Raw genomic sequence first — 23,918 nt, 5'->3', positions numbered from 1 at the left:
CTCCGCAAGTCCGAGACAACCGAACCCCGCATTCCCTACGGTGTTTCTCGTGGAGAACTCCGTCGCGATCGTTCGCGAACCCCTGAAGCACGTGCAGGTGCGGGAGTACGTCCGTGAGCTCGTGCGCGACGCGGAACCCGGCACCCCGGCCCCCTCCGAGCGCGAGCTCGTGCAGGTGTTCGGCGTCGCGCGGATGACCGTGCGCCAGGCCATGGACACCCTCGTCGCCGAGGGCCTGCTCGAGCGCATCCCCGGCCGCGGCACGTTCGTCGCCAAGCCGCGCAACGAGGTCGGGCGGCTCCTCAGCTACACGGGGGAGATGCAGCGCCGCGGCCTCCACGCCGAGTCGCAGACGATCCTCGCCCGCCGCGAGCAGGCGGGGCCGGGCGTCGCCCGTGCCCTCGAGCTCACCGAGGGCGACGCGGTCATCCACTGGAAGCGCCTGCGGCGGGCCGACGGCCAGCCCATGTGCGTCGAGGACGCCTACCTCAACGAGGTGCTGCTGCCGGGCTTCCTGCAGAGCGGCATGCCGACCAGCCTCTACCAGGCGCTGGCGATGCGTGGCCTGCGTCCGACCTGGGCCGAGGACTCCATCACGGCCGACGTCCCCACCGCCGAGGAGGCCCAGGCGCTGGAGATCGCGATGGGCACCCCCGTGTTGCGCGTCGCCCGCCGGGCCGTCGCCGACGACCGGGTCGTCGAGGTGTCGCGCTCGGTCTACCGCAGCGACCGGTTCACGCTCTACGTCCAGCTCGGCGACAGCTGATCGCTCCGCTCCCCGGTCCCGACGTCCTCCCCGAGGTCGACGGCCTCCTCCTCGCCGCCGGCGCCGGCCGTCGCATGGGACGTCCGAAGGCGCTCGTCGACGACTGGCTCCCGCGGTCGCTGGGTGCGCTCCGCGAGGGCGGGTGCGCGCGCCTGACGGTCGTCCTCGGCGCGGCGGCCGACGACGTCCGCCCCCTCGTCCCCGCCGACGCGACGGTCGTCGTGGCCGACGACTGGGCGGACGGCATGGGTGCCTCCCTGCGTGCCGGCCTGGCCGGGCTGCCCGACCACAGCCCGGGGGTGCTCGTCCACCTCGTCGACCTCCCCGACGTGGGCGCCGCCGTCGTACGGCGCGTGCTCGGCGCCTGGGTGGGCCCGACGACGCTCGCCCGCGCCGCCTACGGTCCACCGGGCGCGGCCGAGCCCGGCCACCCCGTCCTCCTCGGCGCGGCGCACGTCGCGGGCGTGCGGGCCTCGGCCGCGGGGGACCGGGGCGCGCGCCGCTACCTGGCGGACCGCGACGTACGCCTCGTCGACTGCGCCGACCTCGCCTCCGGGCGCGACGTCGACCACCGCTGAGCGGCCCGCGGTCCCGACACCGCCGCGGGTGCGGCGTGCTGCCGGCGGTAGGTGACCCGCGTAGGCTTCCCGCATGTCCGCTCCCACGTTCGTCGCCTCCGCCGAACCGGGGCGGGTGGTGCTGCGCGGCGACATCGACGCGTTCGACGTCGACGACCTGCTCGCGGTTCTCACGACCGCCAGCGACGACCACCGTCTCGACCTGCTGGTCGACCTCACCGAGGTCACGTTCCTCCCCAGCCTCGTCATCGGAGCGCTGGCGCGCGCACGAGCCGACGCCGTGCGCAACGGGACGGCCGTGACGCTCCTCGTGCGCGAGCGCACCGTGCCCCACCGGGTGCTGCACGTGTGCGGCATCCCGTTCGAGACGGCCACCGCCGCCAGGGCCGAGGGCGTCTCGTGACCGCGGCCCGGGGTGCCACCGAGTCCCGCGGGGCCGACTGGTCCGAGCTCGACCTGCCCCACGGACCGGAGGCCGGACCGCAGGCGCGGCACGCGCTGCGGACTGCGTTCGAGGAGGCGATGACCGAGGCGATGGACGCCTGGGACGGGCCCCGGGACGACCAGGGGCTGCCGTCCGACTGCCCGATGGGCATGGACGCCGCCCAGGGCCTCCTCCAGGACATCCTCATCGTCGCCGGCGAGCTCGTGCTCAACGCCGTCGACCACGGCCGCCCGGGCATGCTCGGCACCGTGCGCCTGTCGTGGCGGTGCGTGGACGACCGGGTGTATTTGCGGGTCCTCGACGCCGGCTACGACCCCGAGTTCGCCGACGGCCCGCCCGGACTGGGCGCGCCCGAGTCCATCCGCGGCCGCGGTCTGTTCATGGTCGACGCGATCTGCGAGGAGTGGTCGGTGGAGACCGACCCGATCACCGAGACCACGCTCGTCACGGCCTGCCTCGGCGTGGGCTGACGGGCTCTCGGGCCTCGCTCGGCGCGGCCGGTGCCCGCGGCGCGGCGCTGGCCCCGGGTCGGAGCTGGCGGCGGGGCCCGGAACTGTGCGGTTGGGGACGGTCAGGATCGACCAGGATGTCCCAGCCGCACATTTCCGACCGCCGAGCGGACCCGCGCCCCCTAGCTGGACGTGAGCGCGCCGAGCCGCGCGATCGCCTGGCCCGAGGTCTCGCACACCCACACCGGGTCGGGTCCGCCGAGCTCGGGATCGACCCGCAGGGCGTGCTCCTCCAGCGACGCGCACGTCGAGCAGAGCGGCCAGCGCTGGCCTCGGTCGAAGAGCGCGTCCTGGACGTCGGTGGCGACGAGGCCCGCGACGTACGTGGCCCCGGCGGGCCACTGCTCGACCCACCACCGGCGCTCGGAGAGCGCGTGCTCGAGGAGCGAGACGCCCTCGGCGTCGGCGCACCCCCGGGCGTCGAGGTCGGCCAGGACGGTCGCGCGGGCGGCGATCAGCGCGGCGTCGGTCATGAGGGCCATTGTTGCGCAGCGGCCCAGGCCGGAACCGGCCTCAGGGCGTGGGCGTCGCCGTGACGGTCACCGTCACGGTGGAGGTCGGCTGCGACGTCGGCTGGCTGGTCGCCGGCGAGGTCGCAGCCGACGTGGGCGCCGAGGTGGGAGCCGACGTGGGGGCCGAGGTGGGGGCCGAGGTGGGAGCCGACGTGGTCGGGGTCGCCGTGGGCGACGTCGTCTGCGGGATGCACTGCGGGTTCTGCGCGTGCCCGATGGCCTTCAGCGGCACGTTGCCGAGGGCCCGGTTGTTGCCGACGCTGATGCTGAACGCGCTCGAGGTGAAGGTGCCGTACTGGCAGGTGTCGTTGCCGCCGGGGCCGAAGGTGATCCAGCCACCGTCGGGACGGCTGAGCACGACCTTGTAGCCCGAGTCGGTGCGCAGGGGACCCTCGATCAGGAAGCGGCCCGACGGGGTGGTCCAGGCGGAGCCGACCTTCGTGCCGTACTTGTTGAAGAGCTGCACCTGCACGCCCTTGAGCGTGCGGGTGGGCACACGGGCGTCGACGACCGTGCCGGAGACGCTGCCGCCGCGCTGGAGCAGCTCGAAGGCGGTGAAGAGCACGTTGCCGGCAGGCACCTGGCGGCCGCCGGGGACCTTGCCGGTGCGGCCGAGGTAGTTGCCGGAGTCGGGCACGGTGAGCTCGTAGGGGCCGGGCATGACGCCGGCGAAGGAGACGTTGCCGTTCTTCGCCTTGGCGACGTACCACTGCCCGGTGGCGCTGTTGCGCGCCGTGACGTAGCCGTTGGCGGGCAGCTGCTGGTTGCCGCCGACGATGTTGACGACGAGCGAGCCGGCGCGGCGCTTGAGGTTGATGGCGATGTTGGTGTTCGTGCCGACCTTGCGGTTGCGCAGGAAGGTGCTGACGTCCGCCCACTGGCCGCGGGCGTCGTAGGTGAAGACGGAGTAGTTCGCGGTGGGCAAACCGGCGATCGCGAACTGGCCCTGACGGTTGGCGATGGTCTCGAACGACTGGCCGTAGGGGTTGGCGGCCACCACGCGGGCGCCCGACGCGATCGCGCCGTTCGTGCGGACCGTGCCGGTGATGCTGGCGCCCTTGCGCATCGACGCGTCGCGCTGGATCGTCTGCGCCGACTTCACCGTCGCGGTGAGGTCGGTCGGGGCGAACCGGTTGACGTCGTAGGTCGGGCGGGTGTCGGTGACCTGGATGCGGTAGCTGCCCGGGGCGACCGAGAGCTGGTAGGTCGAGCGTGCCGTGGTGGAGCCCAGCACCTTCCAGTTCATGTCGAAGATCGTCACCTTGACCGTGCCCCCGTAGAGCGAGCTGCCGACGCGGATCGCGCCGACCAGGCGGCCCTTCGCGGGAGCGGCAGCGGTGGCGGCGTCGGCGCGGGGCGTCGTGCTCGCACCCGTCACGGCGACGGCAGCGCCGGCCAGCACGAGGAGGAGCGCGACCAGCGCGGCGGCGACGTGCCGTCCATGACGGACGGGGACGGACGAGGTGGGGTGCATGGGAGGCTCCGGGAGGGTCAGGGCGGCCGAATCCGCGACAGCGCCAACGCTAGTGCGCGAAACCGCACGGGGCCTCAAGAACGCCCCAACGTCAGGCGGAGATCACCCCAGCGCGGAGCCGGTCGGCCTCCGCGCGGTCCACCGACATCGCCCAGCGGATCGTCGAGGTCGACACCTGCCCGAGGGCCCGCACGACCGTGCCCTCGACGACGGGCAGCCACGGCAGCCGCAGCGGCACCCGCGTCCACGCCGGCATCAGGCCGACCGCGGCGGCCGTCAGCGTGCCGTACGGCGCCCGCGCGAGCAGCGGCAGCGGCGGCTTCAGCAGCAGGTAGCGGATCGCCTCGCGGGCCTCGGGCGTGCCCCTCAGCTCGGGCCGGTACGCAGCGAGCACGTCGTCGAGCTCCGCCTTGGTGCACGGCACGTCGCGCGCGCCCAGCGCCTCCGCGACGTGGGCCGTCTGCGCGACGTACGTGTCGGTCTCGGCGGGGGAGAGGGGCCGCGCGCCGTACCGCTGGTGCGCCGTGAGGAAGCTGTCGATCTCCGCCACGTGGACCCAGCGGAGGAGGTGGGGGTCGGAGGCGGAGTACGGCGTGCCGTCCGGCAGCGTGCCGACCACGCGCTCGTGGATGCGGCGCACCGCGGCGATCGCCGCGTCGGCGTGGTCGTCGGTCGCGAAGGTGGTCGCGGCGATGAAGGTCGCCGTGCGGTTGAGCCGGCCCCACATGTCGGTGCGGTAGTCGGAGTGCTCCGCGACCCCGGCCATCGCCGCCGGGTGCAGCGCCTGCAGCATCAGGGCCCGGATGCCGCCGACGAACATCGACGCGTCCCCGTGCACGCGCGCGATCGGGTCGTCCAGGCCGAACCGGCGCGGGCCCGGGGTGCCGTGGATCCGCTCCCGCAGGCGCGGGCCGTCCGGGCCGGCGACGCGGGCGAAGAGCGCCTCGCCGAGCCGCTGGCGAGCGGTGCTGACCACGGGCAGAGCCATGCTGCCCATGATGCACCTCGGTCGGTAGGGGACCGCTGCCATGCTGGGGGCATGACGCGCCTGGGCCGGGTGGCCGCCACCGGAGCGCTCCTCCTCGTGGGGGCGGCGTGCTCGTCGGGCTCCCCCGACGGGGAGCGGGACGACACCGCCGACCCGGCGTCCCCGACCTCGAGCGCCGCCGGGGCTGCCGACGACGACGCGACCGCCAGCGCCGACGTACCGGAGCCAACGGTGGAGCCCTCGCCGCCCCCGACGTCGGGACCCGCGGAGCTCGCGCGCTGGTTCGACGCCGAGTTCACCGGCGGCGACCTGCAGGTCGGGGCGGTGCGGGAGTCGACGGGCGGCTACACCTCGTACGACGCGAGCTACCGCAGCGAGGGGTTCCTCGTCACCGGCGTGCTCAACGTCCCGGCGGGCGAGGGTCCGTTCCCCGCGGTCGTGCTCGCCCACGGCTACATCGACCCGGCGGTCTACGTGTCGGGCCAGGGCATGACGCGGGAGCGCGGGCGGCTCGCGGAGGCGGGGTACGTCGCGTTCCACGTCGACTACCGCAACCACGCCGGCTCCGACGACGACCCGGCGCTCGACGAGACGCAGAGGTTCGGCTACGCGGTGGACGTCATCAACGCCGTCACGGCGCTCCGCGACAGCGCCGACGTGCCCGTCGACGACGACCGGGTGTCGTTGTTCGGGCGTTCGATGGGCGGTGGCGCCGTGCTCGAGGCGCTCGAGATGGCGCCCGGCCACGCCCAGGCCGCGGTCATCTACGCCTCCGTCGCCAGCGACGCCGCCGACAACCAGCGGCAGTTCAGCGACGGCGGCGGCTTCTGGGACGACCTCGCGGCCCGGGTCGGCACGCCCGAGGAGAACCCGGCCTACTACGCGGCGGCCTCGACGGGGCCGCACGTCGACCGGATCACCGAGCCCGTCCTCATCGTGCACGGCACCGCCGACGACACCTGCCCGCCCGCCTGGGCCGAGGAGACCCACGGCCTCCTGCTCGAGGCCGGGGCCGACGTGCGCCTCGACTGGTACGAGGGCGAGGGCCACGCCTTCGGCCCCCAGTTCGACGCGTCGATGGACAGCATCGCGACGTTCCTGGAGCAGGCGCCGGCCTGACGCCCGCTCCCGGGCGCCTGCTCCAGGCGCCTGCTCCAGGACCGCTCAGTCGCCCTTGACGTTCACCACCTGGCGCAGCACGTGCCGCACCTCGACCAGGTCGGCGGCGTCCGCCATCACCCGGTCGATCGGCTTGTACGCCGCGGGGATCTCGTCGAGGAACGCGTCGGTGTCGCGGTACTCGATCCCCGCCATCGCCTCCCGCAGCTGCTCACGGGTGAAGGTGCGCCGGGCCGCCGCCCGCGAGTACTCCCGCCCCGCGCCGTGCGGCGCCGAGTTCAGCGCCACCCGGTTCCCGCGGCCCGTCACCACGTACGACGCCGTGCCCATCGACCCCGGGATGAGGCCCGGCCGGCCCTCCTCGGCGTTGATCGCGCCCTTCCGCGAGAGCCAGACCTGCCGACCGAAGTGGCGCTCCTGCTCCGTGTAGTTGTGGTGGCAGTTGATCTCCTCCACCCGCTCCACGTTGCCGGTCGCCCCGACCCAGGCAGCGAACTCGGCCGCGACCCGGTCCATCATCTCCTCGCGGTTGAGCAGCGCGTAGTGCTGCGCCCAGCGCATCTGCGCGACGTACGCGTCGAACTCGTCCGTGCCCTCCACGAGGTAGGCGAGGTCCTTGTGGGGGAGCGGGATCCACCACTGCTCGGCCAGCTGCTGCGCGACCTTGATGTGCGCCTGCGCGATCCGGTTGCCGACACCCCGCGAGCCCGAGTGCAGGAACAGCCACACCCGGTCCTCCTCGTCGACCGTCACCTCGATGAAGTGGTTGCCCGAACCCAGCGTCCCCAGCTGCAGCTCCCAGCGCGCCGCGTGGTCGCCCGGCTCGAACCCCGCCTGCTCCGCCAGCTCGGTGAGCTCCTGCAGTCGCGCTCGCGTGTGCTCCCGCTCGATGCTGCGGTTGGCGGCGCCGGCCGAGAGCGGTACGGCGCGCTCGATCGCCTCCCGCAGCGGGCGCCGGTCGGCCGGCAGGTCGTCCCGCACGTACGTCGTGCGGACCGCGATCATGCCGCAGCCGATGTCGACCCCCACCGCCGCCGGCATGATCGCGCCCAGCGTCGGGATGACGGAGCCGACCGTGGCGCCGAGACCCAGGTGGGCGTCCGGCATCAGGGCGACGTGCGGGAAGACGAACGGCATCGTGGCCGTCGTGCGGGCCTGCTCGCGGGTGGAGTCCTCGAGGATCGACGCCCAGCTGAGGAGCGTCGGGGTGATCGTGTCCATCGTCGTGGAGCCTGTGGGTCCTTTCTGTCGTGCGACCGGCACCGTGCCGGTCGGACGGGGTGACGGTAGGGACCCGAAAACGGGTTGCGCCATGTCTTTTGGGCCTCGCTCCGCTCGGCCGTGCTGTGCCCTTGGGCCTCGCTCCGCTCGGCCGGTGCCCGCGGCGCCACGAGCTCCTGCCCTTCGGTCGATCCCGACCACGTCTCCTCCGCTGCGCTCCTCCGACGCGGCCGCTCCTCCCTCAGGGCACGAGCGCGCCGCGGGCGGCGGGGTGGGGCCAGCGGCGTACCGGTTCGTGTTCTGCGGAACGGATGCGATCTGAACGGTGGTCCGGGTGCATGCGTTCCGCAGATCAGGCCGCGGTGCCCTTGGGCCTCGCTCCGCTCGGCCGTGCCCGCGGCGCCACGAGCTCCTGCCCTTCGGTCGATCCCGACCACGTCTCCTCCGCTGCGCTCCTCCGACGCGGCCGCTCCTCCCTCAGGGCACGAGCGCGCCGCGGGCGGCGGGGCCGGGAAATGTGCGGTTGGGGGCGGTCTGGCTCGACCGGGGGTGTCCCAGCCGCACATTTCCGTGCCCCGGGCCGGCGCCAAGCCGCAGCCGCGCAGCGTGACCGGGGTGACGCCGTACGAGCTGGGGTCGGGCGCGGCGGGTCGGCACCATGGAAGCCATGCCGACGTCCCGCCAGCAGCAGTCCGACCCGTCCGACGAGCCCGGCGGCCTGCGCGGTTGGTGGCGTCGGGTCACGCGGCCGTGGCCCGAGGCGGCGTTCACGGAGATCGGCACCCACGCGGTCGTGCTCGACGCGGTGGGGGAGCGGCCGGTGGCGGTGATCCGGGAGGTACGGCGCGTGACCGGCTGGGACCTGGTGCGCGCGAAGCACGCGGTCGACGCCGCGCCGGTCCAGGCTCCTGCGGGCACCACCACGCAGGGCGTCGTGCTCGTCGCCGGGCTCTCGGCGGCCAGTGCGGCGGCCGCGTGCGAGGCGCTCACGGGAGCCGGGGCGACCGCGCGCATCGCCGAGGGATGGTGACGCGGGAACGCGTTTGCCCGCCCGGTGTGGTCGCCTGAGAGAATCGGCCCGCCGCGTTCCCCGGCACTGCTGCTACCCCGAGAGAGTGAGCCCCACGATGGCCCTGGCCGACCTCGCCCGCACCGACCTCGCCGCCTTCGCCGACGCCCAGCGCGCGGCGTACGCCGAGCTCAAGGCGAAGGGCCTCAAGCTGGACCTGACGCGGGGCAAGCCGTCGCCGGAGCAGCTCGACCTCTCGGAGCGGCTGCTCAGCCTCCCGACCGGCCACACGGCGGCGGACGGCACGGACGTGCGCAACTACGGCGGGCTCGCGGGCCTGCCCGAGCTGCGGGCGATCTTCGCCGAGCTGCTCGGCACGTCCGTCGGCAACGTCGTGGCGGCCGGGTCGTCGAGCCTGACCCTCATGCACGACACGCTGGTGCAGGCCCTGCTCTACGGCCGTCCCAACAGCGTCGAGCCGTGGGGCGTCGAGGACGTCGTGCGGTTCCTGTGCCCGACGCCGGGCTACGACCGGCACTTCGCCCTCGCCGACCGCCTGGGCATCGAGCTGATCCCGGTGCCGATGTCGGACGACGGTCCGGACGTCGACGTGGTGACCTCGCTCGTCGCGGACGACCCCACCATCAAGGGCATGTGGCTCGTGCCGACCTACGCGAACCCCACCGGCTCGGTCTGCTCCGACGAGGTGGCGCGCACGCTGGCGTCGATGCCGACGGCGGCGCGCGACTTCACGATCATGTGGGACAACGCCTACGCGGTGCACCACCTGACCGAGGTCGAGACGACCACCCCCGACATCATCACGCTCGCCGCGGAGGCCGGTAACCCGGACCGCGTCGTCGTGTTCGCCTCGACCTCGAAGATCACCTTCGCCGGTGCGGGTGTGGCGTTCCTCGCGGGCTCCGAGGCGACGGTCGCGGCGTACCTCGAGGGCCTCGGCTACTACTCGATCGGCCCCGACAAGGTGAACCAGCTCCGCCACGTCGAGTTCTTCGGCGACGCCGCCGGCGTGCGCGCCCACATGGCGAAGCACCGCGAGCTCATCGCGCCGAAGTTCGCCGCCGTCCAGCGCGTGCTCACCGAGCGTCTCGCCGAGCACGGCATCGCGGAGTGGACCGACCCGGCGGGTGGCTACTTCGTCAACCTCGACGTGCTCGACGGCACCGCCAAGCGGGTCGTGGCGCTGGCCAAGGAGGCGGGCATCGCGCTCACCCCGGCCGGGTCGGCGTTCCCGTACGGCGAGGACCCGCGCAACCGCAACATCCGGCTGGCGCCGACCCTGCCGCCCCTCGCCGAGGTCGAGGCCGCGATGGACGGTGTCGCCACCTGCGTGCTGCTCGCCGCGGCGGAGGAGCTGCTCGGCTGAGCCTCTCCGCTGCGGGAAGCCTCAGAGGCCGCGCAGGTGGTCGGCGACCCAGCCGCGCACCCGCGACGTCGGTACGCCGAGGGACCGGGCCACGTCGCTGGCACGGTAGCCCTGCTGGACCACGGCGTTGATCGCCAGCTCCTGCATGCTCGCCGCCGGCCCGGCCGGCACGGGGACCCGGACGACGGGCTCCGCCGCCGGGACGGGGTCGGGCTCCGCGGGAGCCGCCTCGACGGTCGTCGGCTCCGCCGGCTCCATCGGCGCGGCGGTGACGGGCTCGACGGGCTGGACGGGCCGGTCCTCGACGGCAGCGGGCACGGGCCCGTAGGACGGGGCGGACTCGACCGCCCAGGCCGGGACCGGCGGCCCGTCGGGCACGAGCACGGGCTGCGGCGCCGGCTCCGCGGGGCTCGCCGGCTTCGCGGGCTGCTCCTCGGCGTACTCCGTCAGGCGGGCCCGCCCGAGGCGGGTCATCTCGTCGGCGAACAGCCGGCGCAGCTCGCGCTGGCTGCGTCGTCGCCGCACGACGAAGAGGAGCCCCAGGAGCGGGACGGGCAGCAGCAGGAGCAGCAGGAGCGCGTGCACGTTGCCGAGGGCCCACGACACGAGCACGGGTCGGTAGGACCAGTCGGTCGCCTCGACGTCCGTGTCGGTCGCCTCGGCGCCGGACCGGGCGACGACGGCGCCGGGTCCGAGCCCGACGACGGAACCCCCCTCGACCGCGAGCGTCGTGCCCGCGCCCTGCGCGACGGCGGCGTGGCCCTCGTCGACGGTCATGGCCGTGCCGTCGACCTCCACCTCGGCGCCCTGCTCGACGAGGACCGCCGTGGCCGGGGCCGACGCGGCCACGTCGGTGACCCGCACGGCGGTGGCGGCGGCCACGCGGAGCGCCCGGGCCTCGCCGACGAGGTCGGAGTCGGAGACGGTGGTACCGCTGGAGCCGCCGCGGAGGTCGAGCGCGGTGCCGGGGGAATCGATGTCGAGGTGCGCCAGCGCGACGTCGTCCATGCCGTCGATCCGCACCCCGCCGCGGGTCGTGCCGCGCACGCTGAGCCCGTCGACGTCGAGGCCCGCGTGGTGGTCGGTGCTCCAGCCGGCCGAGTTCGGTCCGTCGGCGAGGGGGGCGCCGTCGACACGCGCGCCGTACCCCCCCGCACCGTCCACCGTGACGTCCTCCGCGGTGACGGTGGAGCTGCCGCGGGAGACGACCAGGGCGTCGCGTCCGACGTCGGCGAGGCGGACGGAGCGGAGCAGCACGTCGGTGGACCCGCTCGTCACCTCGACGCCGTCCTGCTGCGTGCGGGCGAACGAGCTGCCGTCCACGACGGCCTCGCTGACGCCCGACAGGAAGAGCCCGAGGTGGGTGTCGCTCACGGCGAGGCCGGTGACGAAGGCCCGGGTGAGGGTCTCCGAGGTGCCGGTGAGGGCGATCCCGCCGGTGCGACCGCTCCAGAAGCCGAGGTGGTTGGCCGCGACGTGGGCGACGTCGAGCCGGCCGTCCTTGACCCGGATGTAGGCCCGGCCGTCGGCGGTCGTGCTGTCCGGGGTCGTCGTGGTCGAGTCCCAGCCGACGATGCGGAGCGGCTGGCCGGCGGTGCCGGCCAGGCGCAGGTCGCCGGCCCAGGCGACGATGCTGACGAACCCGTCGGCGTCGCTGCGCATCCGCAGCGTGCGTCCGGGGGCGACGATGTCGAGGCGGGCGCCGCGGGTGACGACGATGGAGTCCACGAGCGTCGGCACCAGCACGCCGCCGGTCACGGACCCGATGGCGATGAGGTCGTCGAGCGTGTACGGCGCGGCTCGCGCGGTCAGCACCACCGTCCCGGCCGGCGGAGCGAGGTCGGCCGCCGACCGGAGCCGGGTGTCCTCCCGGCGCAGGGCCTCCACCTGGGACGCGGCGGCCGCGGTGTCGGTGCCGGTGTCCTCGTCGTCCGCGGGGGCGGCGGCCGCGGCTTCGGTACCCGATCCGATGCGCTCGCGCAGCGAGTCGTTGCCCCACACGACGCCGGCCGTCGCGCCGAGCAGCATGACGAGGACGACGAGCCGCAGTGCCACGCGCACCCACCGCGGCACCGTGTCGCCGCGCTCCTCGGCGGAGAACAGGTCGTCGCCGGTGCTCACGCGCTCGCCTCCGCGCGCAGGCTCTTCTCCGTCTGGCCCTCGCCGCCGATCGAGTCGGCGGAGCGCGTCAGCCAGCCCTGCTTGTTCATCGTGAAGAACGCGTAGGTCTTGATGGGCCACGCCACGAGCACGACCACCGCGGTCACCAGGGGCAGCAGCCAGAGGTCCTCGGGACGCCGCTGCAGGTGGGAGATTCCGCGGATCCCGCGGCCCACGACGAACCAGACCACCGCCAGCACGAGCGCCGTCGCCGGGTCGCTGGACCGCAGGGTCAGCCCGATGAAGATGATCGCGGTGCCCATCGTGACCGGGGTCAGCAGGATCTGCATGATCGTGACCTGCGAGATCAGCGGGGCCCGGAACACCCAGCCGCGGGCGACCGCGGTCAGGTAGCAGCGGTAGGAGTTGCGGCTCCACCGCACCCGCTGCTTCACGAAGGCGCGGAACGTGTCGGGAAACATCGACAGCGCCCGGGCGCTGTCCTGGTGCGCGACGCGGAACCCCTGCGACAGGACGAGCCAGGTGAGCCGTCCGTCGTCGCCCGCCACGCACTGCCGGCCGAGGAAGATCTCGTGCTCGAGGTCGTGGATCCGGTGCCCGATCACGGACATCCGGTACGCCGCGGTGCGGCCCGACGCGCAGATGACGCCGCCGTACCGGCCCATCGCCGGGGCGTAGTCGTGGTAGCGCAGGTCGATGATCCAGTCGGCCACCCGGCGCCAGATGCTCGACTTCGGCAGGTAGACGTTCTGCCGGGTGCTGACGGCGCCCACGGCGGGGTCGACGAACGGCATCTGGATGGCCTCGTGGAGCCCGGCCTCCCACGAGGTGTCCGAGTCGACGAGCAGCACCAGCTCGGTGTCGACGAGGCGGAGACCGGCGCCGAGGGCGGAGCGCTTGCCGGTGTGCTTGAAGAGCAGCGCCTCGACCGCGGGGTCGCCTAGGGCCTGGATCCGCTCGAACGCCTCCGTGTCGGCGAGGTCGAGCACGACGATGATCCGCGACGGTCCCTGGCGGCGCCAGGTCTCCAGGCACCGCATCAGGACGTCGGGGTCCTCGCGGTAGGACGGCACCACGACCGTCGTGGTCGTGCGGAAGTCGTTGACGACCGGACGGGTGATGGCGGACAGCACGCGACGTACCAGCCACACGCCCCACGAGGCGATGCCGACGAGGCCGAACGGCAGCAGCCAGGGCACGTCGAACGGCACCGCGATCTCTCCTCGTGAGGTGCCCGACCCCGGTGAGCCGCGCAACGGACGCGGCGCTCGGACGTGGGTAGGGTACGGCGCGGCGGAGCCCCGAGGAGGGCGCTGCCGCGCAACCTTGCCCGGCTCGGTGGGCCGATCTGGAGGGTTTCTTGAGATGCCGACCGCGCTGACCGGCCGCGCGCGCCTGAGCGTCGTCGTCGCGCGGTCGCTGGTGGGGGTGCTGGGGGCGTCGTCGGTGCTCGCGGGATGCGGCCTGGTGGGCGGCGACGGCGGCTCGTCCACGGCGACGGAGGGGTGTCCCGCCGACGCCGAGGTGGTGGGCACCGCCGACGAGCTGCGCGACGCGCTCGCCGCGGCGCGCCCCGGGGACACGTTCGCGCTGGCCGACGGCACCTACACGGGCACCTTCACGGCGACGGCCTCCGGGTCGGCGGACGCCCCGATCACCCTCTGCGGCAGCGCGGCGACGGTGCTCGACGGGGGGAGCGTGGACGAGGGCTACACCCTGCACCTGGACGGCGCGTCGTGGTGGGCCGTGAGCGGCGTGACGGTGACGGGCGGCAAGAAGGGCGTCATGCTGAGCGGCGCCACTGACAACACCCTCCGCGGGATCACGGTGCACGGCACCGGGGACGAGGCCGTCCACCTGCGGCAGGGGTCGTCGCGCAACACGCTGAGCGGGAGCACCGTCTTCGACACCGGGCTCCGGGAGGCGGACTTCGGGGAGGGGGTCTACGTGGGGAGTGCCGAGAGCAACTGGTGCGACCTCACCGACTGCGCGCCCGACCGCAGCGACGGCAACGTCATCGAGGGCAACGTCATCCGTGCGACGACCGCCGAGGCGGTCGACGTGAAGGAGGGCACGAGCGGCGGGCGTGTCTCCGGCAACACGTTCGAGGGTCCGGTCGGCGCGGCCGTGGACGCGCTCGTCGACGTGAAGGGCAACGACTGGGTGGTGGAGGGCAACACGTTCGCGGCGGACGGTGTCGCCGTGCAGGTGCACCAGGTCGTGGACGGTTGGGGGCGGCGCGCGACGGTGCGCGCCAACGTCTTCGACGGTGCCGCCGACCCGGCGGTGGAGGTCGTGGGCGCGGCTCGGGACGGCGGGTCGACGGTCGCGTGCGGACAACAGGTGAGGAGCGGGGAGCTGAGCGATGTGCCCTGTGGATGAGACAGCCCCGGAGCAGGTGCGGACACCCGTCGCCCTCGTCGTCGATCCCGACGTCGAGGACGCGCTGTGGGTGGCCGGCGTGCTCCAGGCGTCCGGGTTCGAGGTGCTGCGCGCCGACGACGCGGTGTCCGCGCTCGTCGTGGCCGAGGCGCACGCGCCCGACCTCGTCATGGTCGACGCCCAGCTGGGCGCCGGTGCCGACGGGGTCGAGGTCGCGCGTCGGCTCCGGGCCCGCAGCACCACGTTCATCGTGCTCCACTCCGAGCGCGACGACGAGCTGGACATCGTGCGCGGGCTCGCCGCCGGAGCCGATGCCTTCCTGCTGCGGCCGCTGAGCGGCCGCGAGCTCAAGGTGCGGATCGCCGCCGTCATGCGGCGGCCCGCCGACCGGTTCGTGCGTCCTGCGGTGGACGGCGTTCCGACGGCCCCGGCCGCGGCTGCTCCTGCTGCTCCCGCGGCTCCGGGACCGGCAGCGGATCCGGCACCGGCACCGGCTCCCGCGCCGGCTCCGGCGGCGCCGGTGGTGCCTGTGGAGCCGGCCGGCGTCGGCTACGAGGACGGCTGGGTCGTGTTCGGACCCCTGCGCGTCCACCCCGACGACGCCGTCGCCGTCGTGGACACCCGCCCCGTCGCGCTGAACCCGCGGGCGTTCGACCTGCTCGAGGTGCTGTTGTACGCCGACGGCCACCCCCGCACCGCGGCCGACCTCTCGATCGCCATCCACGACGACCCGGCCCGCGTCGCCGACCTGTCCCGCGTCGAGCTGCTGATGCGCGGGCTCACCCACACGCTGCGCGGCGTCGACGCCGGCCGTCGGTGGATCGAGCTCGACGAGCACGGCTACCGGCTCGTGCGGGACTGAGCGGTCACCGGACCAGTCGACGCGAACCGGACCCGTGGGGTCCGGCGTTTCGCTACCTTGCTCGCGTGGCGGTCACGAACGAGTACGGCGTGCCGGTGCACCCGTGGTCGTGGGTGCCGTCGCTCGCGGGGTTCGGGCTGATCGGCGTGCCGCTCTTCCTCATCGTGATCGAGGTCGCGGCGTGGCGTTCGCCGTGGGTGCTCGGTGCCATCGCCGGCGGACTGGGGTCGTCGGCGGTGGCCTGGGTGCTCGACCGGGAGGCGTCGCGCCAGACGAAGGTCGTGCGGGCCCACCTCGGCATGCGGTGGGGCGAGACGATGCATCCGCTGAAGGAGCACACGATCGAGGTCGTCCGCCACAGCTTCCTCCTCTTCCTCGCGGTGGTGAGCTTCTCATCGGGTGTGCCCTGGGCAGTGACGGCGATCGCTCTCGCCGGCAGCGGCTGGACCCTGGTGAAGGACGTCGTGGCCGTGTTGCAGGGGCGGCGTCGCGAGCGCGAGGGACGCGCCGCCCCGGAGTGCCCCGACCTCGCGCCCGTGCCGCTCACGTCCGAGGCGCCGGCCTCGTGAAGAACGAGCTCGGCGTCCCCGTGCCCGGATGGACCGTCGTCGCATCGTGGACCGGCTGGGGCGTCGTCGTCCTTGCGGCGATCGCCGCGACGGTGAGTGAGTTCTCGACAGGCGTCCTACTGGTCGTCATCCCGATCGTGGCGGCGACCAGCGTCCTCCTCGGCTGCGCGTACCTCGCGGCCGCGGAATCACGGCGACAGACAGCGGTGGTCCGTGGCTCCCTGCACTACCGCTGGGGAGAACGGCCGCGCTCGTGGCGGTGGCACGGCGTATGGACCGCTGCGGTCGTCTACGTCGCCGTGGTCCAGCTGTGGTTCGCGCTGGATGACGGCAGCGTCGAAGTCATGGTGCGCGCGATCCTCAACGTGCTCGTTCTGGGAACGGTGGCAGTGCTGTCCACCAGAGGGAAGTGGCGCCGAGAACGCCGTGTACGCAGGGCACCTGGTCCCGTCGAGCCGCGCGCGGCCCCGCCCTCCGTTCCGCCTGTCGTCCGGGCGCTTCCTCCGAAGCCTCTCCGCGGTGCGTAGGGGTGGGACATTGAACGACTTGGCTAGGTTGCCCAGGTGGGTGAAGTGACGGCGACGCGGCGGATCGGTGGGCTGGTCCTGTTCGTCGTGGGCTTCGCGGTCGTCGCCGCTACGACGTCCCAGGTGGTCGCGGCAGCCGACCGGGGCGATCTCCCGATGTGGGGCCTCCTGCTGGCCGTCGCGCTGTTCGCCGCTGCGGTGGTGCTGCTCGCGCTGCTGGCGGGCGGGCTGGCTCGTTGGTGGCTGACGAGCAACGCCGCGAACCCCTACGGTCTCCCGGAGCACCGGGGGCTGGCGCGCGCGGGTGGGGCGTTCTTCGTCGTGACGATGAGCCTGCTGCAGCCCCTCATCGCGCTCGACCTCTCGAGCCGGACGCGGTGGGCGATCGGCGGCTTCATCGTCGTCGTCTTCGTGGCGTTCGCCGGGATCGCGTGGCCGGCCGGGCGAGCGCAACGACGCCGGGTGCGCGAGGTGCGCAGGGAGCGTGGATACCGCCTCGGTGAGCAGCCGTGGTCGTGGGCGACCCACGTGACCTTCGCCGTCATCGTCGCCGTCGTCGGCCTGGGCAATCTCGGAGCCGCGCTCGGCGCCGATGGTCCGGAGGTCTGGGTGTACGGCGTGGGAGCCGCGACCGGTCTCGGCTTCGGCGGCAGCGTCGTCTGGTCGGGTGTGCAGAAGTGGCGCCGTGAGCGGACCGCACCCGTGCCCCCTCTGCACGAGGAGACCGCATGACGCCCGAGGTCCGAGCCGCCCGACGGCGCAAGATCCGGTTCATGCTGCTGGCGAGCATCGGCGGCGTCGTACTGGTGGTGCTGGCTGCTGTTGCGTCTGACCTGTACTCCGACGACCGCGTCCCGCTGTGGGGCCTCGTCGCGGCCCTCGGCCTGATCACCCTCGTCGCGATCGTGCTCGTCGTCGTGGGCGTGCGTGAGTTCGTCGCCGTCATCCAGGGGGAGGTGCTGGCCCCCTACGAGGTCGAGGCGCCGGCGCGTGCTGCTCCGCTGGCGATAGCATCGATCCTCGTCGCCGGTCTGCTCGTGGCTGTGCTCGTCACCGACGTGGTCACGGGGTCGACCCGCTGGATCGTGGCGGCTGTGCTCGCCGTGGTCGTGGTGCTTCTCTACCTCTTCGCCTGGCGCGCGGGGTCCGAGACCCGCCGACGGGTGAAGCAGGCGCGCCGCGACCGTGGCTACCTGGTGGGCGAGCAGCCGTGGTCGTGGTGGGCCCACGCCGGGTACGGGGCGCTCTTCGCGGTCATGCTTCCTCTGCAGATCATGAACGCGATCCGCTCCGAGGCGTGGAGCTGGTACTTCTCGGCGGGCTCGGTCCTGTTCGCCACGATGCTCGTCAGCATCGCGTGGTCGGCGACGCAGAAGTGGCGCCGTGAACGCAGGGGCGTGACGCGGACCCGGACGGGCGCAACAGGATGAAGACGGACCACGGGGTACCGATCCCGCGTCGGGCCGCGGTGCCGCGCATCGCCGGTTACGCGGCGGGCGGGGTGGCATGGCTGGCGCTGATCTTCGAGCCGATGCCGCATCGATACCTGGTGGTGACGGTGGCGGCCGGGCTCGCCGCCGTCCTCTCCGCCACCGCCTACCGGCTCATGGCGGAGACCCGCCAGCAGACCCGGGTGCTGCGCGCGGCGCTCGGCTATCGACGTGGCGAGCGGCCGTGGACCTGGAGCGAGCACTTCGTCCACGGGATGGTCCCTGTCGCCGTCGGGCTATCGATGAGCTCGACGCTCGATGGTGATGGCGCCGACGCACGCATCCTGGTCATCGGCGGGATCATCGTCTCGTGGGCCGCCGCCGTCGGGGTCTCCGCCGTCCAGAAGCGCCGCCACGAGCGCAGCGACCACAAGCGGTTCGGGTCGCCTGACGTCTACCGGTCGGCGCAGCGGTTTGGCTAGGACGGCGGCTGGGCAGATCGGGTGCCGTCCCGCTCCCCAGCTCCGAGGACCCCTCCCATGGCCCGGTTCAAAGCTGTCACGATGCTCGACCCTCGCACCTTCACCTCACCCCTCCAATGGGTCGCCGCAGCAACGCTGGTCGGCGGGCTGGTCCTCGGCCTGACCGGTTTCCTCGGCGCCTCGTTCCTCCAGGAGCGCGTCCTCAGGAACACCCCGATCTGTGGCCCGGGGGAGACCTCCGGCTGCCTCGTCGCGGTCGAGGGCGAGATCGAGAAGCCCACCCGCAACAGCAAGACGCGCAACTTCGTACCGTGGGACGACGGGGAGAAGGAGCGCATCAACGGTCTCAGCGACTCCGACCGGCGTGAGCTGGTCGACGGCAAGCGTGTCGACGGTCTCTACGACGGCAGCCGCCTGGTCGGCATCGACGCCTCGGGGCGACAGTACTTCCACACGCGCATCCAGGACGCCGGTACGACGTGGAAGGTGCTCGCGTTCGGCGGTGCCGGTCTGGCCATCGTCGGCGGTGGCGGTCTCTTCCTGACGCGTCGGCGCGACTGATCCGACCGCTCGTGCCTCAGGCGACGCCGGTGCGGAAGGCGTCGAGCGAGGCCTGCGTCGACTCGACGCGCCAGTCGGTCTCCTTGGCCGCGTTGAACCAGGTGAACCCCCGGACCTCGGGGTGGGCGTCGAGCACGGCGAACATGTCGGCGATCCAGGCGGCCTTGTCGCCACCGGCCTCGGCACAGCCCACCTCACCCAGCACGAGGGGCTTGGCGGTGAACGACCGCAGCTCGTTCACACCGGCGCCGAACACGTCGGTGAAGGTGCCCCACTGCGACCAGTCCTGGCTGGTGCCCCAGTTGTAGCCGTCGAGGCCGACCACGTCGACGTACGCGTCGCCCGGGTAGATGGAGGCGAGCGCGGGCGTGCCCGCGAAGGGGATGTTGGGGCACCACACGAACTGCACGTTGCGCGCGCCCGCCGAGCGGAACAGGGTCACGACGCGGCGCCAGGCCGCGGCGTACTGGCTCGCGGTGGTGCCGTTGACGCCGACGGCCCAGGGGTACCACGACCCGTTCGACTCGTGCGCGAAGCGCAGCCGCACCGGCCGACCCCACGCTGCGGCGGCGCGCGCCCACGAGCGGATGTAGGAGTCGTGGCGGCCGGCGGCGATGGAGGCCATGGAGTACGTCGACGGGGCGGTCCCGCGCGCGGGGTCCCAGGGCTCCCAGGTGATCTCCGGCAGCGCACCCAGGCCGGTGACCTCCTGCACCTGGGCCAGGGGGAACGCCGCCTTGGTGGACCATGCGACGTACCAGGTCACGAGCTCCGGCATCCGCCCGACCGCAGCGCCGGCGGTGCGGACGGCGTCGAGGTTGCCGGGGTAGGCCGGCAGGAAGACGCCGTAGCCGCGGTCCGTGGTCCCCGACGCGGCACGAGCGGGTGCGGCGAGGGCGGGTACGGCGAGCGCAGCGGCCGCGAGGCCGGCGGCGCCGAGCAGGGCGCGGCGGGACACGGTGCGGGGAGGCGGGGAGACAGGGTAGGACACGGCGACGACCTCTCGGTGGGCCGTGCGGCTGCGGGGGAGGCGAGGTGCACGGGGGAGTGATGCTGCGGGGGGATTCTGCCTCTCTTTCGGCCGACTTGAGGCAGGCTTGAACGAAATCACCTCAAGGAGGAACGCCGTGCAGGACTTCTCGACCGACCGCCACGACCAGCTCCTCGGCATCGCGCGCTTCACGTTCGTCGAGGGCGGTGCGGCCACCTTCAAGCGGCTGTCCGCGCGGTGCATGGAGATCGTGCGGACGCAGGACTCGGGCACGCTGCAGTACGACGTCTACCTCGACGACGACGAGACCGGCGCCGTGGTGGTGGAGCGCTACCGTGACTCCGCCGCGCTCATCGAGCACCTCGAGAACATCGGGCCGCAGCTGATGCAGGAGGTGCTGGCCACGGCCACCACGGTCGAGGGCGAGACCCTCGGTCGCCCGAGCGACGAGCTGCGGGCGCGGATGAGCGAGGGCCCCGTGCGGCTGTTCGCGCCGTACCTGTCGATGTGAGGCTCAGAGCCGCGACGTCAGGCCGTCGAACGCATCCGTCGCGATGGACGGCCAGAAGAGGGCCGGCGCCACGACGACGATGACGAGGAAGGCGAGGGCGCCGAGGTACGGCCGCCCGCGCAGGACGTGCAGCACGGCCCCGACGACGACCGCCGGTACGACGAACACGGCCGCCGTCGGCAGCTGCAGCAGGCACCACGCGAGGATGCCGCCGTAGATCGGGATGCCCCAGAGGCGTGTGAGGACCTGACGGTTGGTGCGGGACCGGCCCGTCCGCTGGTTGGCGACAACGTCGCGGATCGGGAGGTGGCACGACCGGCAAGCGGCCGAGGTCGGCGCCACGTCCGACCGGCACACCGGACATCTGAGCGTGGTGATCGCAGCCTGCTGCCCCCGGGTGATCATGCGCCGTCCATCGGCGCGACGGGAGAGCAGCTGAGATCTTCGGGGCATGCTTCGCCGCCCGACCAGGGGTGTGGGCGGGCGGCGGGATGGTTGATGCCTGCTGTCAGCCGGGTTCTGGGTCGTCGGGCCAGGGGCGGGTGCCGTCGCGGTCGACGAGGTAGCGCAGGCCCAGGGGGCTGGTCCAGATGAGGGCGTTGGGTGGTTCGCCTCGTGTGGGGTTGGTGGGGCGGTAGGTCCATCTGTTGCCGGTGGTCATCTCGCGGTGGGTCTTCATGCGGTGGTGGTGTCGGCACAGCGGGAACAGGTTGCGAGTGGAAGTCTGGCCGGGTGGGCCGTTCTCGTCGTATCGCTCGCAGTGGTCGAGGTCTGCGGTCCGCGAGGAACGGGTGCAGTACGGGAAGACGCACTTCGGCCAGCGGGCACGGACGTGGTCGGCGATCCGATCGGGCGGGCTGTAGCCGTTCACGGCGTCGTCGCGGTTGAGATCGATGATCGGCTTGACGGTCACCGTCGTGTCCGGGCTCGCGCACCACGTCTGGACCTGCTCGACCGTCACTGCGCCACGGGGCGCGCCCGGAGTGTCGAGCCGGGCCAGGTCGATCCCCGTCATGCCGGTGCAGGCGTCGATGCCCGGCCCGAACCCGTTCAGGTTGTTGGTGATCGCGGCCTGGTCGAGGTGGACGAACAGCACCACTTCACGCCGCGCCCGCTGCACCCGTCGCGGCTCGGTGCCGGCTGGCCCGTCACCAGCGTCGTACTCCAGCGTGGTCACGCCGTCGCAGCGCCGCGCAATCTCGCCAAGGGCCATGGAGCGGCGGACGTCGAGGTCCGGGTCGCAGCCCAGCTCGCCCAGCTGACGGGCCACGTGCGCGACGGTCCGTTCCAGGTCGAGCGCATCGGCCAGGTCGAGCGTGCCGTGGACGTTCACGGTGCCGCGCAGGGTGCCGGTCAGTGGGTCGGCGTAGCCGAGGTCGTCGAGGTCGATGGCCAGGTACCGGTCGCCGTCAGCCGCGTGCCGTTCGGCTTCGGTGGTCTCGGGGTCGAACCGCGCGGCGGCCTCGGCGACGAGTCGGTCGACCTCGGGTCCGGTGGCCTTGCCCGCGACGTACGCGATGTGCCGGTCGACGAACCCCGCGCCCTCGAAGGTCAGGGTGCGAGTGGCTTGCGCGATCCGCCGTCCGCGCCAGACGTCGACCTCGCCCGCAGCGATGCGGGCGTGGACGCGCGGGAGCCGGTAGCGCAGCTCCACCGCATCCCCGACCAACCGGCGCGCCGCATCGAACGAACACCCGCGGGCGGCCGCGACCTCGCCGATGCAGAACTCCGCCACCACCGGCGCCCCCGGACCACCCAGCTCGAGGAACTGATCGCCCGCCAACGCCTCGGCGTGCTCGGCTCCGTGCCACTCACCCAGCACCGTGATCGGATCCCCGACCACCGCATCGGAGGTGTGAGCCGACGCCCAGTCACCCACCGCGACGAATGCGGCCGCCTCCGCGACACGAGCCGCCGTCGTGCGCTCGCGGACCGCGTCGATCAACGCGGTCGCCGTGTGCTGGGTCCCCCGATCCATGCCGCCCACTCTAGTCGAACAGACGTGCGATGACCATCTCCCGATGGTGATCTGTGGATGCAGTCGCACTCAAATGAAGGGTTCTGTGGTCGCCCACAGCCGGCGGACCAAATCGCCCAACGGATGCGCCACACCATCCGCGGTGCCAACGTCCGGCCTTACTCGCAGCGGGTGCAGGTCCCGACGGAGCGTTGCTCCGAGCCAGCACGGCTGACACAGGTGCGCGATCGCACGGTGCCCCGAAGCACTCTGCGGCGAAGGCAGACTCCTCGCCCCGGCCCGCGCAGTGCTGGGCCGCCCGCGGCGAGTCCCACATCGCGCCTCGCAGATCGGCACGTGCTCGTAACCGGTCAGCACCAGGCCGCCGACGCCCGCGCGAGCTGCTGGCGTCGGCGGAGGACGGGCCGGAACTGTGCGGCTGGGACTGGTCCCCGGGCCGGGGGACCGCCCCAGCCTCACATTTCCGGGCCCGATTCGGGCGGGCACCCGCCTGGATCCCACAACGTCATGCAGAGCGGCGCCTCCGACGACCGCCCCGCATGACGTCCGGGCAGCGCAACGCCCTCAGGGCGTCGTACCCCCCGAGCCGTCGCCCACCCCGCCGTTGTGGCCGAAGTGCGAGCGTGACCGTCGTCCGCGCTGGGGCCGGAACCCGAACGCCAGCAGCACGGCGACCACCACGACGAGGAACAGCACGCACGCGACCGCGAAGCCGGCGAGCAGCACGAACGGGTCCATCAGGCGCCCGGCGCGACGACCCCGGCGCGACGCGCGGCCGGCAGCCACGACGTCACGAACTCCCGCAGCACCTCGCCGAACCACGCCTCGTCGGTGGCCGTCTCGCCGTCGAACGCCGTCAGCCCGACGTTGTCGACCACCCGGCCGGGCATCTCGTCGAGCTCCTCGAGGAACGTGGGCTTGAAGCCGTTGACCCCGATGAACTGCCAGAACACGGGCTTGTCGGCGGCGTCGACGAGCAGCTGCTTGACGCGCTGCTTGGTACCGGAGTCGGGAGCACCGTCCGTTACGAAGAAGACGAGGGTCGGCATCGCGGCCGGCCCCGAGGCAGCTGCCTTCTTGAAGAACCGCGAGAGACCGCGCGCGGGCGACCCACCCGAAGGGACGTCGGTCAGCACCGTCGCGATGGTGTCCCCGTAGTTCGTCGTGCCGTAGTGCCGCCCCCGGTCCCACCGGTCGACGAACCCCGCGTAGTTGTCGGCGTTCACCGTCTCCGCCGGGAAGGGCTGGTGGTCGAAGAAGACGACCTGGATGTCGCCGTCGTCGTCGAGCCCGGTCAGCGACAGGGCGAGCACCCGCTCGGCGATGTCCTGCACGTGGCCGCTCTTGTAGAGCTTCCGCATCGACCCGGAGTGGTCCATCACCAGGACGCAGGCCGCGGACACCTCGCCCAGGTCGACGCCGTCGTCCTGGGCCTTCTTCATGAGGCTGACGAGCGACGCGGTCGCCGTCTCGGTGCGCTTCGTCAGATCGACCAT

Annotated in this window: 27 protein-coding genes; 16 read left to right on the top strand and 11 right to left on the bottom strand. The window is 73.2% G+C overall.

What is annotated here, in order from left to right:
- Positions 1–49 precede the first annotated feature (49 nt).
- The 4 genes from PIR53_10040 to PIR53_10025 all read left to right on the top strand — a co-directional run bounded on the left by PIR53_10040 (position 50) and on the right by PIR53_10025 (position 2,259).
- Entirely contained in the window at positions 50–766 is a 717-nt protein-coding gene (locus PIR53_10040) for a GntR family transcriptional regulator (protein ID WZH54312.1), read from the top strand.
- Complete coding sequence (locus tag PIR53_10035; protein ID WZH54435.1) at positions 766–1,344, top strand: NTP transferase domain-containing protein; 579 nt, start codon at positions 766–768, stop codon at positions 1,342–1,344. The genes PIR53_10040 and PIR53_10035 overlap by 1 nt, the downstream gene beginning before the upstream one ends.
- Before the next feature lie 73 nt (positions 1,345–1,417).
- The gene (locus PIR53_10030; GenBank protein ID WZH54311.1) at positions 1,418–1,747 is read left to right on the top strand and encodes a hypothetical protein; all 330 of its coding nucleotides are present in this window, start codon (positions 1,418–1,420) and stop codon (positions 1,745–1,747) included.
- Positions 1,744–2,259 carry an ATP-binding protein gene (locus PIR53_10025; GenBank protein ID WZH54310.1) on the top strand — a complete coding sequence of 172 codons (516 nt, stop codon included), beginning with the start codon at positions 1,744–1,746 and terminating at the stop codon, positions 2,257–2,259. The genes PIR53_10030 and PIR53_10025 overlap by 4 nt, the downstream gene beginning before the upstream one ends.
- A 161-nt stretch (positions 2,260–2,420) precedes the next feature.
- Here PIR53_10025 and PIR53_10020 read toward each other — a convergent pair whose 3' ends face one another.
- The 3 genes from PIR53_10020 to PIR53_10010 form a co-directional block, all read right to left on the bottom strand.
- The gene (locus tag PIR53_10020; protein ID WZH54309.1) at positions 2,421–2,771 is read right to left on the bottom strand and encodes a hypothetical protein; all 351 of its coding nucleotides are present in this window, start codon (positions 2,769–2,771) and stop codon (positions 2,421–2,423) included.
- 40 nt (positions 2,772–2,811) lie between these two features.
- A complete protein-coding gene (locus PIR53_10015) occupies positions 2,812–4,284 on the bottom strand; it encodes a carboxypeptidase-like regulatory domain-containing protein (GenBank protein WZH54308.1) in 1,473 nt (490 codons plus the stop codon).
- 91 nt (positions 4,285–4,375) lie between these two features.
- Entirely contained in the window at positions 4,376–5,272 is an 897-nt protein-coding gene (locus PIR53_10010) for an oxygenase MpaB family protein (protein WZH54307.1), read from the bottom strand.
- A gap of 51 nt (positions 5,273–5,323) precedes the next feature.
- Between PIR53_10010 and PIR53_10005 the strand changes: the two genes are divergently transcribed.
- Positions 5,324–6,391, top strand: a complete 1,068-nt coding sequence (locus PIR53_10005) for a prolyl oligopeptidase family serine peptidase (GenBank protein WZH54306.1) — start codon at positions 5,324–5,326, stop codon at positions 6,389–6,391.
- Positions 6,392–6,436: 45 nt separating this feature from the next.
- Here the strand turns inward: PIR53_10005 and PIR53_10000 are convergent, their stop codons facing one another.
- The gene (locus PIR53_10000) at positions 6,437–7,612 is read right to left on the bottom strand and encodes an RtcB family protein (GenBank protein WZH54305.1); all 1,176 of its coding nucleotides are present in this window, start codon (positions 7,610–7,612) and stop codon (positions 6,437–6,439) included.
- A 667-nt stretch (positions 7,613–8,279) separates the two neighbouring features.
- On the opposite strand from PIR53_10000, the gene PIR53_09995 reads away from it, so the two are divergent.
- Both PIR53_09995 and PIR53_09990 read left to right on the top strand, forming a co-directional pair.
- Positions 8,280–8,642 (top strand): ribosomal protein L7/L12, encoded by a 363-nt coding sequence (locus PIR53_09995; GenBank protein WZH54304.1) that lies wholly within the window; start codon positions 8,280–8,282, stop codon positions 8,640–8,642.
- Between the two features lie 85 nt (positions 8,643–8,727).
- A complete protein-coding gene (locus PIR53_09990) occupies positions 8,728–10,008 on the top strand; it encodes an aminotransferase class I/II-fold pyridoxal phosphate-dependent enzyme (GenBank protein WZH54303.1) in 1,281 nt (426 codons plus the stop codon).
- Between the two features lie 21 nt (positions 10,009–10,029).
- On the opposite strand, the gene PIR53_09985 is transcribed toward PIR53_09990, so the two are convergent.
- Together PIR53_09985 and PIR53_09980 are read right to left on the bottom strand one after the other, a co-directional pair.
- A complete protein-coding gene (locus PIR53_09985; protein WZH54302.1) occupies positions 10,030–12,129 on the bottom strand; it encodes a hypothetical protein in 2,100 nt (699 codons plus the stop codon).
- Positions 12,126–13,340, bottom strand: a complete 1,215-nt coding sequence (locus PIR53_09980; protein WZH54301.1) for a glycosyltransferase — start codon at positions 13,338–13,340, stop codon at positions 12,126–12,128. Before PIR53_09980 ends, PIR53_09985 begins: the two co-directional genes overlap by 4 nt.
- Positions 13,341–13,494: 154 nt before the next feature.
- Between PIR53_09980 and PIR53_09975 the strand changes: the two genes are divergently transcribed.
- From PIR53_09975 to PIR53_09940, 8 genes are all read left to right on the top strand, one after another.
- The gene (locus tag PIR53_09975; protein WZH54300.1) at positions 13,495–14,511 is read left to right on the top strand and encodes a right-handed parallel beta-helix repeat-containing protein; all 1,017 of its coding nucleotides are present in this window, start codon (positions 13,495–13,497) and stop codon (positions 14,509–14,511) included.
- On the top strand, positions 14,504–15,373 hold the full coding sequence (locus tag PIR53_09970) for a response regulator (protein ID WZH54299.1): 870 nt from the start codon (positions 14,504–14,506) through the stop codon (positions 15,371–15,373). Before PIR53_09975 ends, PIR53_09970 begins: the two co-directional genes overlap by 8 nt.
- Before the next feature lie 65 nt (positions 15,374–15,438).
- The gene (locus PIR53_09965; protein WZH54298.1) at positions 15,439–15,942 is read left to right on the top strand and encodes a hypothetical protein; all 504 of its coding nucleotides are present in this window, start codon (positions 15,439–15,441) and stop codon (positions 15,940–15,942) included.
- Entirely contained in the window at positions 15,939–16,469 is a 531-nt protein-coding gene (locus PIR53_09960) for a hypothetical protein (protein WZH54297.1), read from the top strand. The genes PIR53_09965 and PIR53_09960 overlap by 4 nt, the downstream gene beginning before the upstream one ends.
- A gap of 36 nt (positions 16,470–16,505) precedes the next feature.
- Positions 16,506–17,201, top strand: a complete 696-nt coding sequence (locus tag PIR53_09955) for a hypothetical protein (GenBank protein ID WZH54296.1) — start codon at positions 16,506–16,508, stop codon at positions 17,199–17,201.
- Positions 17,198–17,899 carry a hypothetical protein gene (locus tag PIR53_09950; GenBank protein WZH54295.1) on the top strand — a complete coding sequence of 234 codons (702 nt, stop codon included), beginning with the start codon at positions 17,198–17,200 and terminating at the stop codon, positions 17,897–17,899. Before PIR53_09955 ends, PIR53_09950 begins: the two co-directional genes overlap by 4 nt.
- Before the next feature lie 38 nt (positions 17,900–17,937).
- On the top strand, positions 17,938–18,381 hold the full coding sequence (locus PIR53_09945; protein ID WZH54294.1) for a hypothetical protein: 444 nt from the start codon (positions 17,938–17,940) through the stop codon (positions 18,379–18,381).
- Between the two features lie 81 nt (positions 18,382–18,462).
- Positions 18,463–18,942: a hypothetical protein gene (locus tag PIR53_09940; protein WZH54293.1), complete on the top strand. Its 480-nt coding sequence runs from the start codon at positions 18,463–18,465 to the stop codon at positions 18,940–18,942.
- A gap of 16 nt (positions 18,943–18,958) precedes the next feature.
- Here the strand turns inward: PIR53_09940 and PIR53_09935 are convergent, their stop codons facing one another.
- Complete coding sequence (locus tag PIR53_09935) at positions 18,959–19,933, bottom strand: glycosyl hydrolase (protein WZH54292.1); 975 nt, start codon at positions 19,931–19,933, stop codon at positions 18,959–18,961.
- Between the two features lie 136 nt (positions 19,934–20,069).
- Between PIR53_09935 and PIR53_09930 the strand changes: the two genes are divergently transcribed.
- Positions 20,070–20,444 (top strand): antibiotic biosynthesis monooxygenase, encoded by a 375-nt coding sequence (locus PIR53_09930; protein WZH54291.1) that lies wholly within the window; start codon positions 20,070–20,072, stop codon positions 20,442–20,444.
- Positions 20,445–20,447: 3 nt separating this feature from the next.
- Here the strand turns inward: PIR53_09930 and PIR53_09925 are convergent, their stop codons facing one another.
- From PIR53_09925 to PIR53_09910, 4 genes are all read right to left on the bottom strand, one after another.
- Positions 20,448–20,786 (bottom strand): hypothetical protein, encoded by a 339-nt coding sequence (locus tag PIR53_09925; protein ID WZH54290.1) that lies wholly within the window; start codon positions 20,784–20,786, stop codon positions 20,448–20,450.
- Between the two features lie 166 nt (positions 20,787–20,952).
- Positions 20,953–22,491, bottom strand: a complete 1,539-nt coding sequence (locus tag PIR53_09920) for a DUF222 domain-containing protein (protein WZH54289.1) — start codon at positions 22,489–22,491, stop codon at positions 20,953–20,955.
- 495 nt (positions 22,492–22,986) lie between these two features.
- Positions 22,987–23,160, bottom strand: a complete 174-nt coding sequence (locus tag PIR53_09915) for a hypothetical protein (GenBank protein WZH54288.1) — start codon at positions 23,158–23,160, stop codon at positions 22,987–22,989.
- Positions 23,160–23,918: a VWA domain-containing protein gene (locus PIR53_09910; GenBank protein WZH54287.1), complete on the bottom strand. Its 759-nt coding sequence runs from the start codon at positions 23,916–23,918 to the stop codon at positions 23,160–23,162. Before PIR53_09910 ends, PIR53_09915 begins: the two co-directional genes overlap by 1 nt.

The organism is Nocardioides alkalitolerans (assembly GCA_038184435.1).
Classification (GTDB): domain Bacteria; phylum Actinomycetota; class Actinomycetes; order Propionibacteriales; family Nocardioidaceae; genus Nocardioides; species Nocardioides alkalitolerans_A.
This window is presented reverse-complemented; position numbering and strand designations above follow the sequence as displayed.

What these genes read in the sequence shown, in the direction of transcription:
- PIR53_10030 (WZH54311.1), top strand. Translation starts at nt 1,418, where the DNA reads ATGTCCGCTCCCACGTTCGTCGCCTCCGCCGAACCGGGGCGGGTGGTG.
- PIR53_10020 (WZH54309.1), bottom strand. Translation starts at nt 2,771, where the DNA reads ATGACCGACGCCGCGCTGATCGCCGCCCGCGCGACCGTCCTGGCCGAC.
- PIR53_10015 (WZH54308.1), bottom strand. Translation starts at nt 4,284, where the DNA reads ATGCACCCCACCTCGTCCGTCCCCGTCCGTCATGGACGGCACGTCGCC.
- PIR53_10010 (WZH54307.1), bottom strand. Translation starts at nt 5,272, where the DNA reads ATGGCTCTGCCCGTGGTCAGCACCGCTCGCCAGCGGCTCGGCGAGGCG.
- PIR53_10005 (WZH54306.1), top strand. Translation starts at nt 5,324, where the DNA reads ATGACGCGCCTGGGCCGGGTGGCCGCCACCGGAGCGCTCCTCCTCGTG.
- PIR53_10000 (WZH54305.1), bottom strand. Translation starts at nt 7,612, where the DNA reads ATGGACACGATCACCCCGACGCTCCTCAGCTGGGCGTCGATCCTCGAG.
- PIR53_09995 (WZH54304.1), top strand. Translation starts at nt 8,280, where the DNA reads ATGCCGACGTCCCGCCAGCAGCAGTCCGACCCGTCCGACGAGCCCGGC.
- PIR53_09975 (WZH54300.1), top strand. Translation starts at nt 13,495, where the DNA reads ATGCCGACCGCGCTGACCGGCCGCGCGCGCCTGAGCGTCGTCGTCGCG.
- PIR53_09950 (WZH54295.1), top strand. Translation starts at nt 17,198, where the DNA reads ATGACGCCCGAGGTCCGAGCCGCCCGACGGCGCAAGATCCGGTTCATG.
- PIR53_09940 (WZH54293.1), top strand. Translation starts at nt 18,463, where the DNA reads ATGCTCGACCCTCGCACCTTCACCTCACCCCTCCAATGGGTCGCCGCA.
- PIR53_09915 (WZH54288.1), bottom strand. Translation starts at nt 23,160, where the DNA reads ATGGACCCGTTCGTGCTGCTCGCCGGCTTCGCGGTCGCGTGCGTGCTG.
- PIR53_09910 (WZH54287.1), bottom strand. Translation starts at nt 23,918, where the DNA reads ATGGTCGATCTGACGAAGCGCACCGAGACGGCGACCGCGTCGCTCGTC.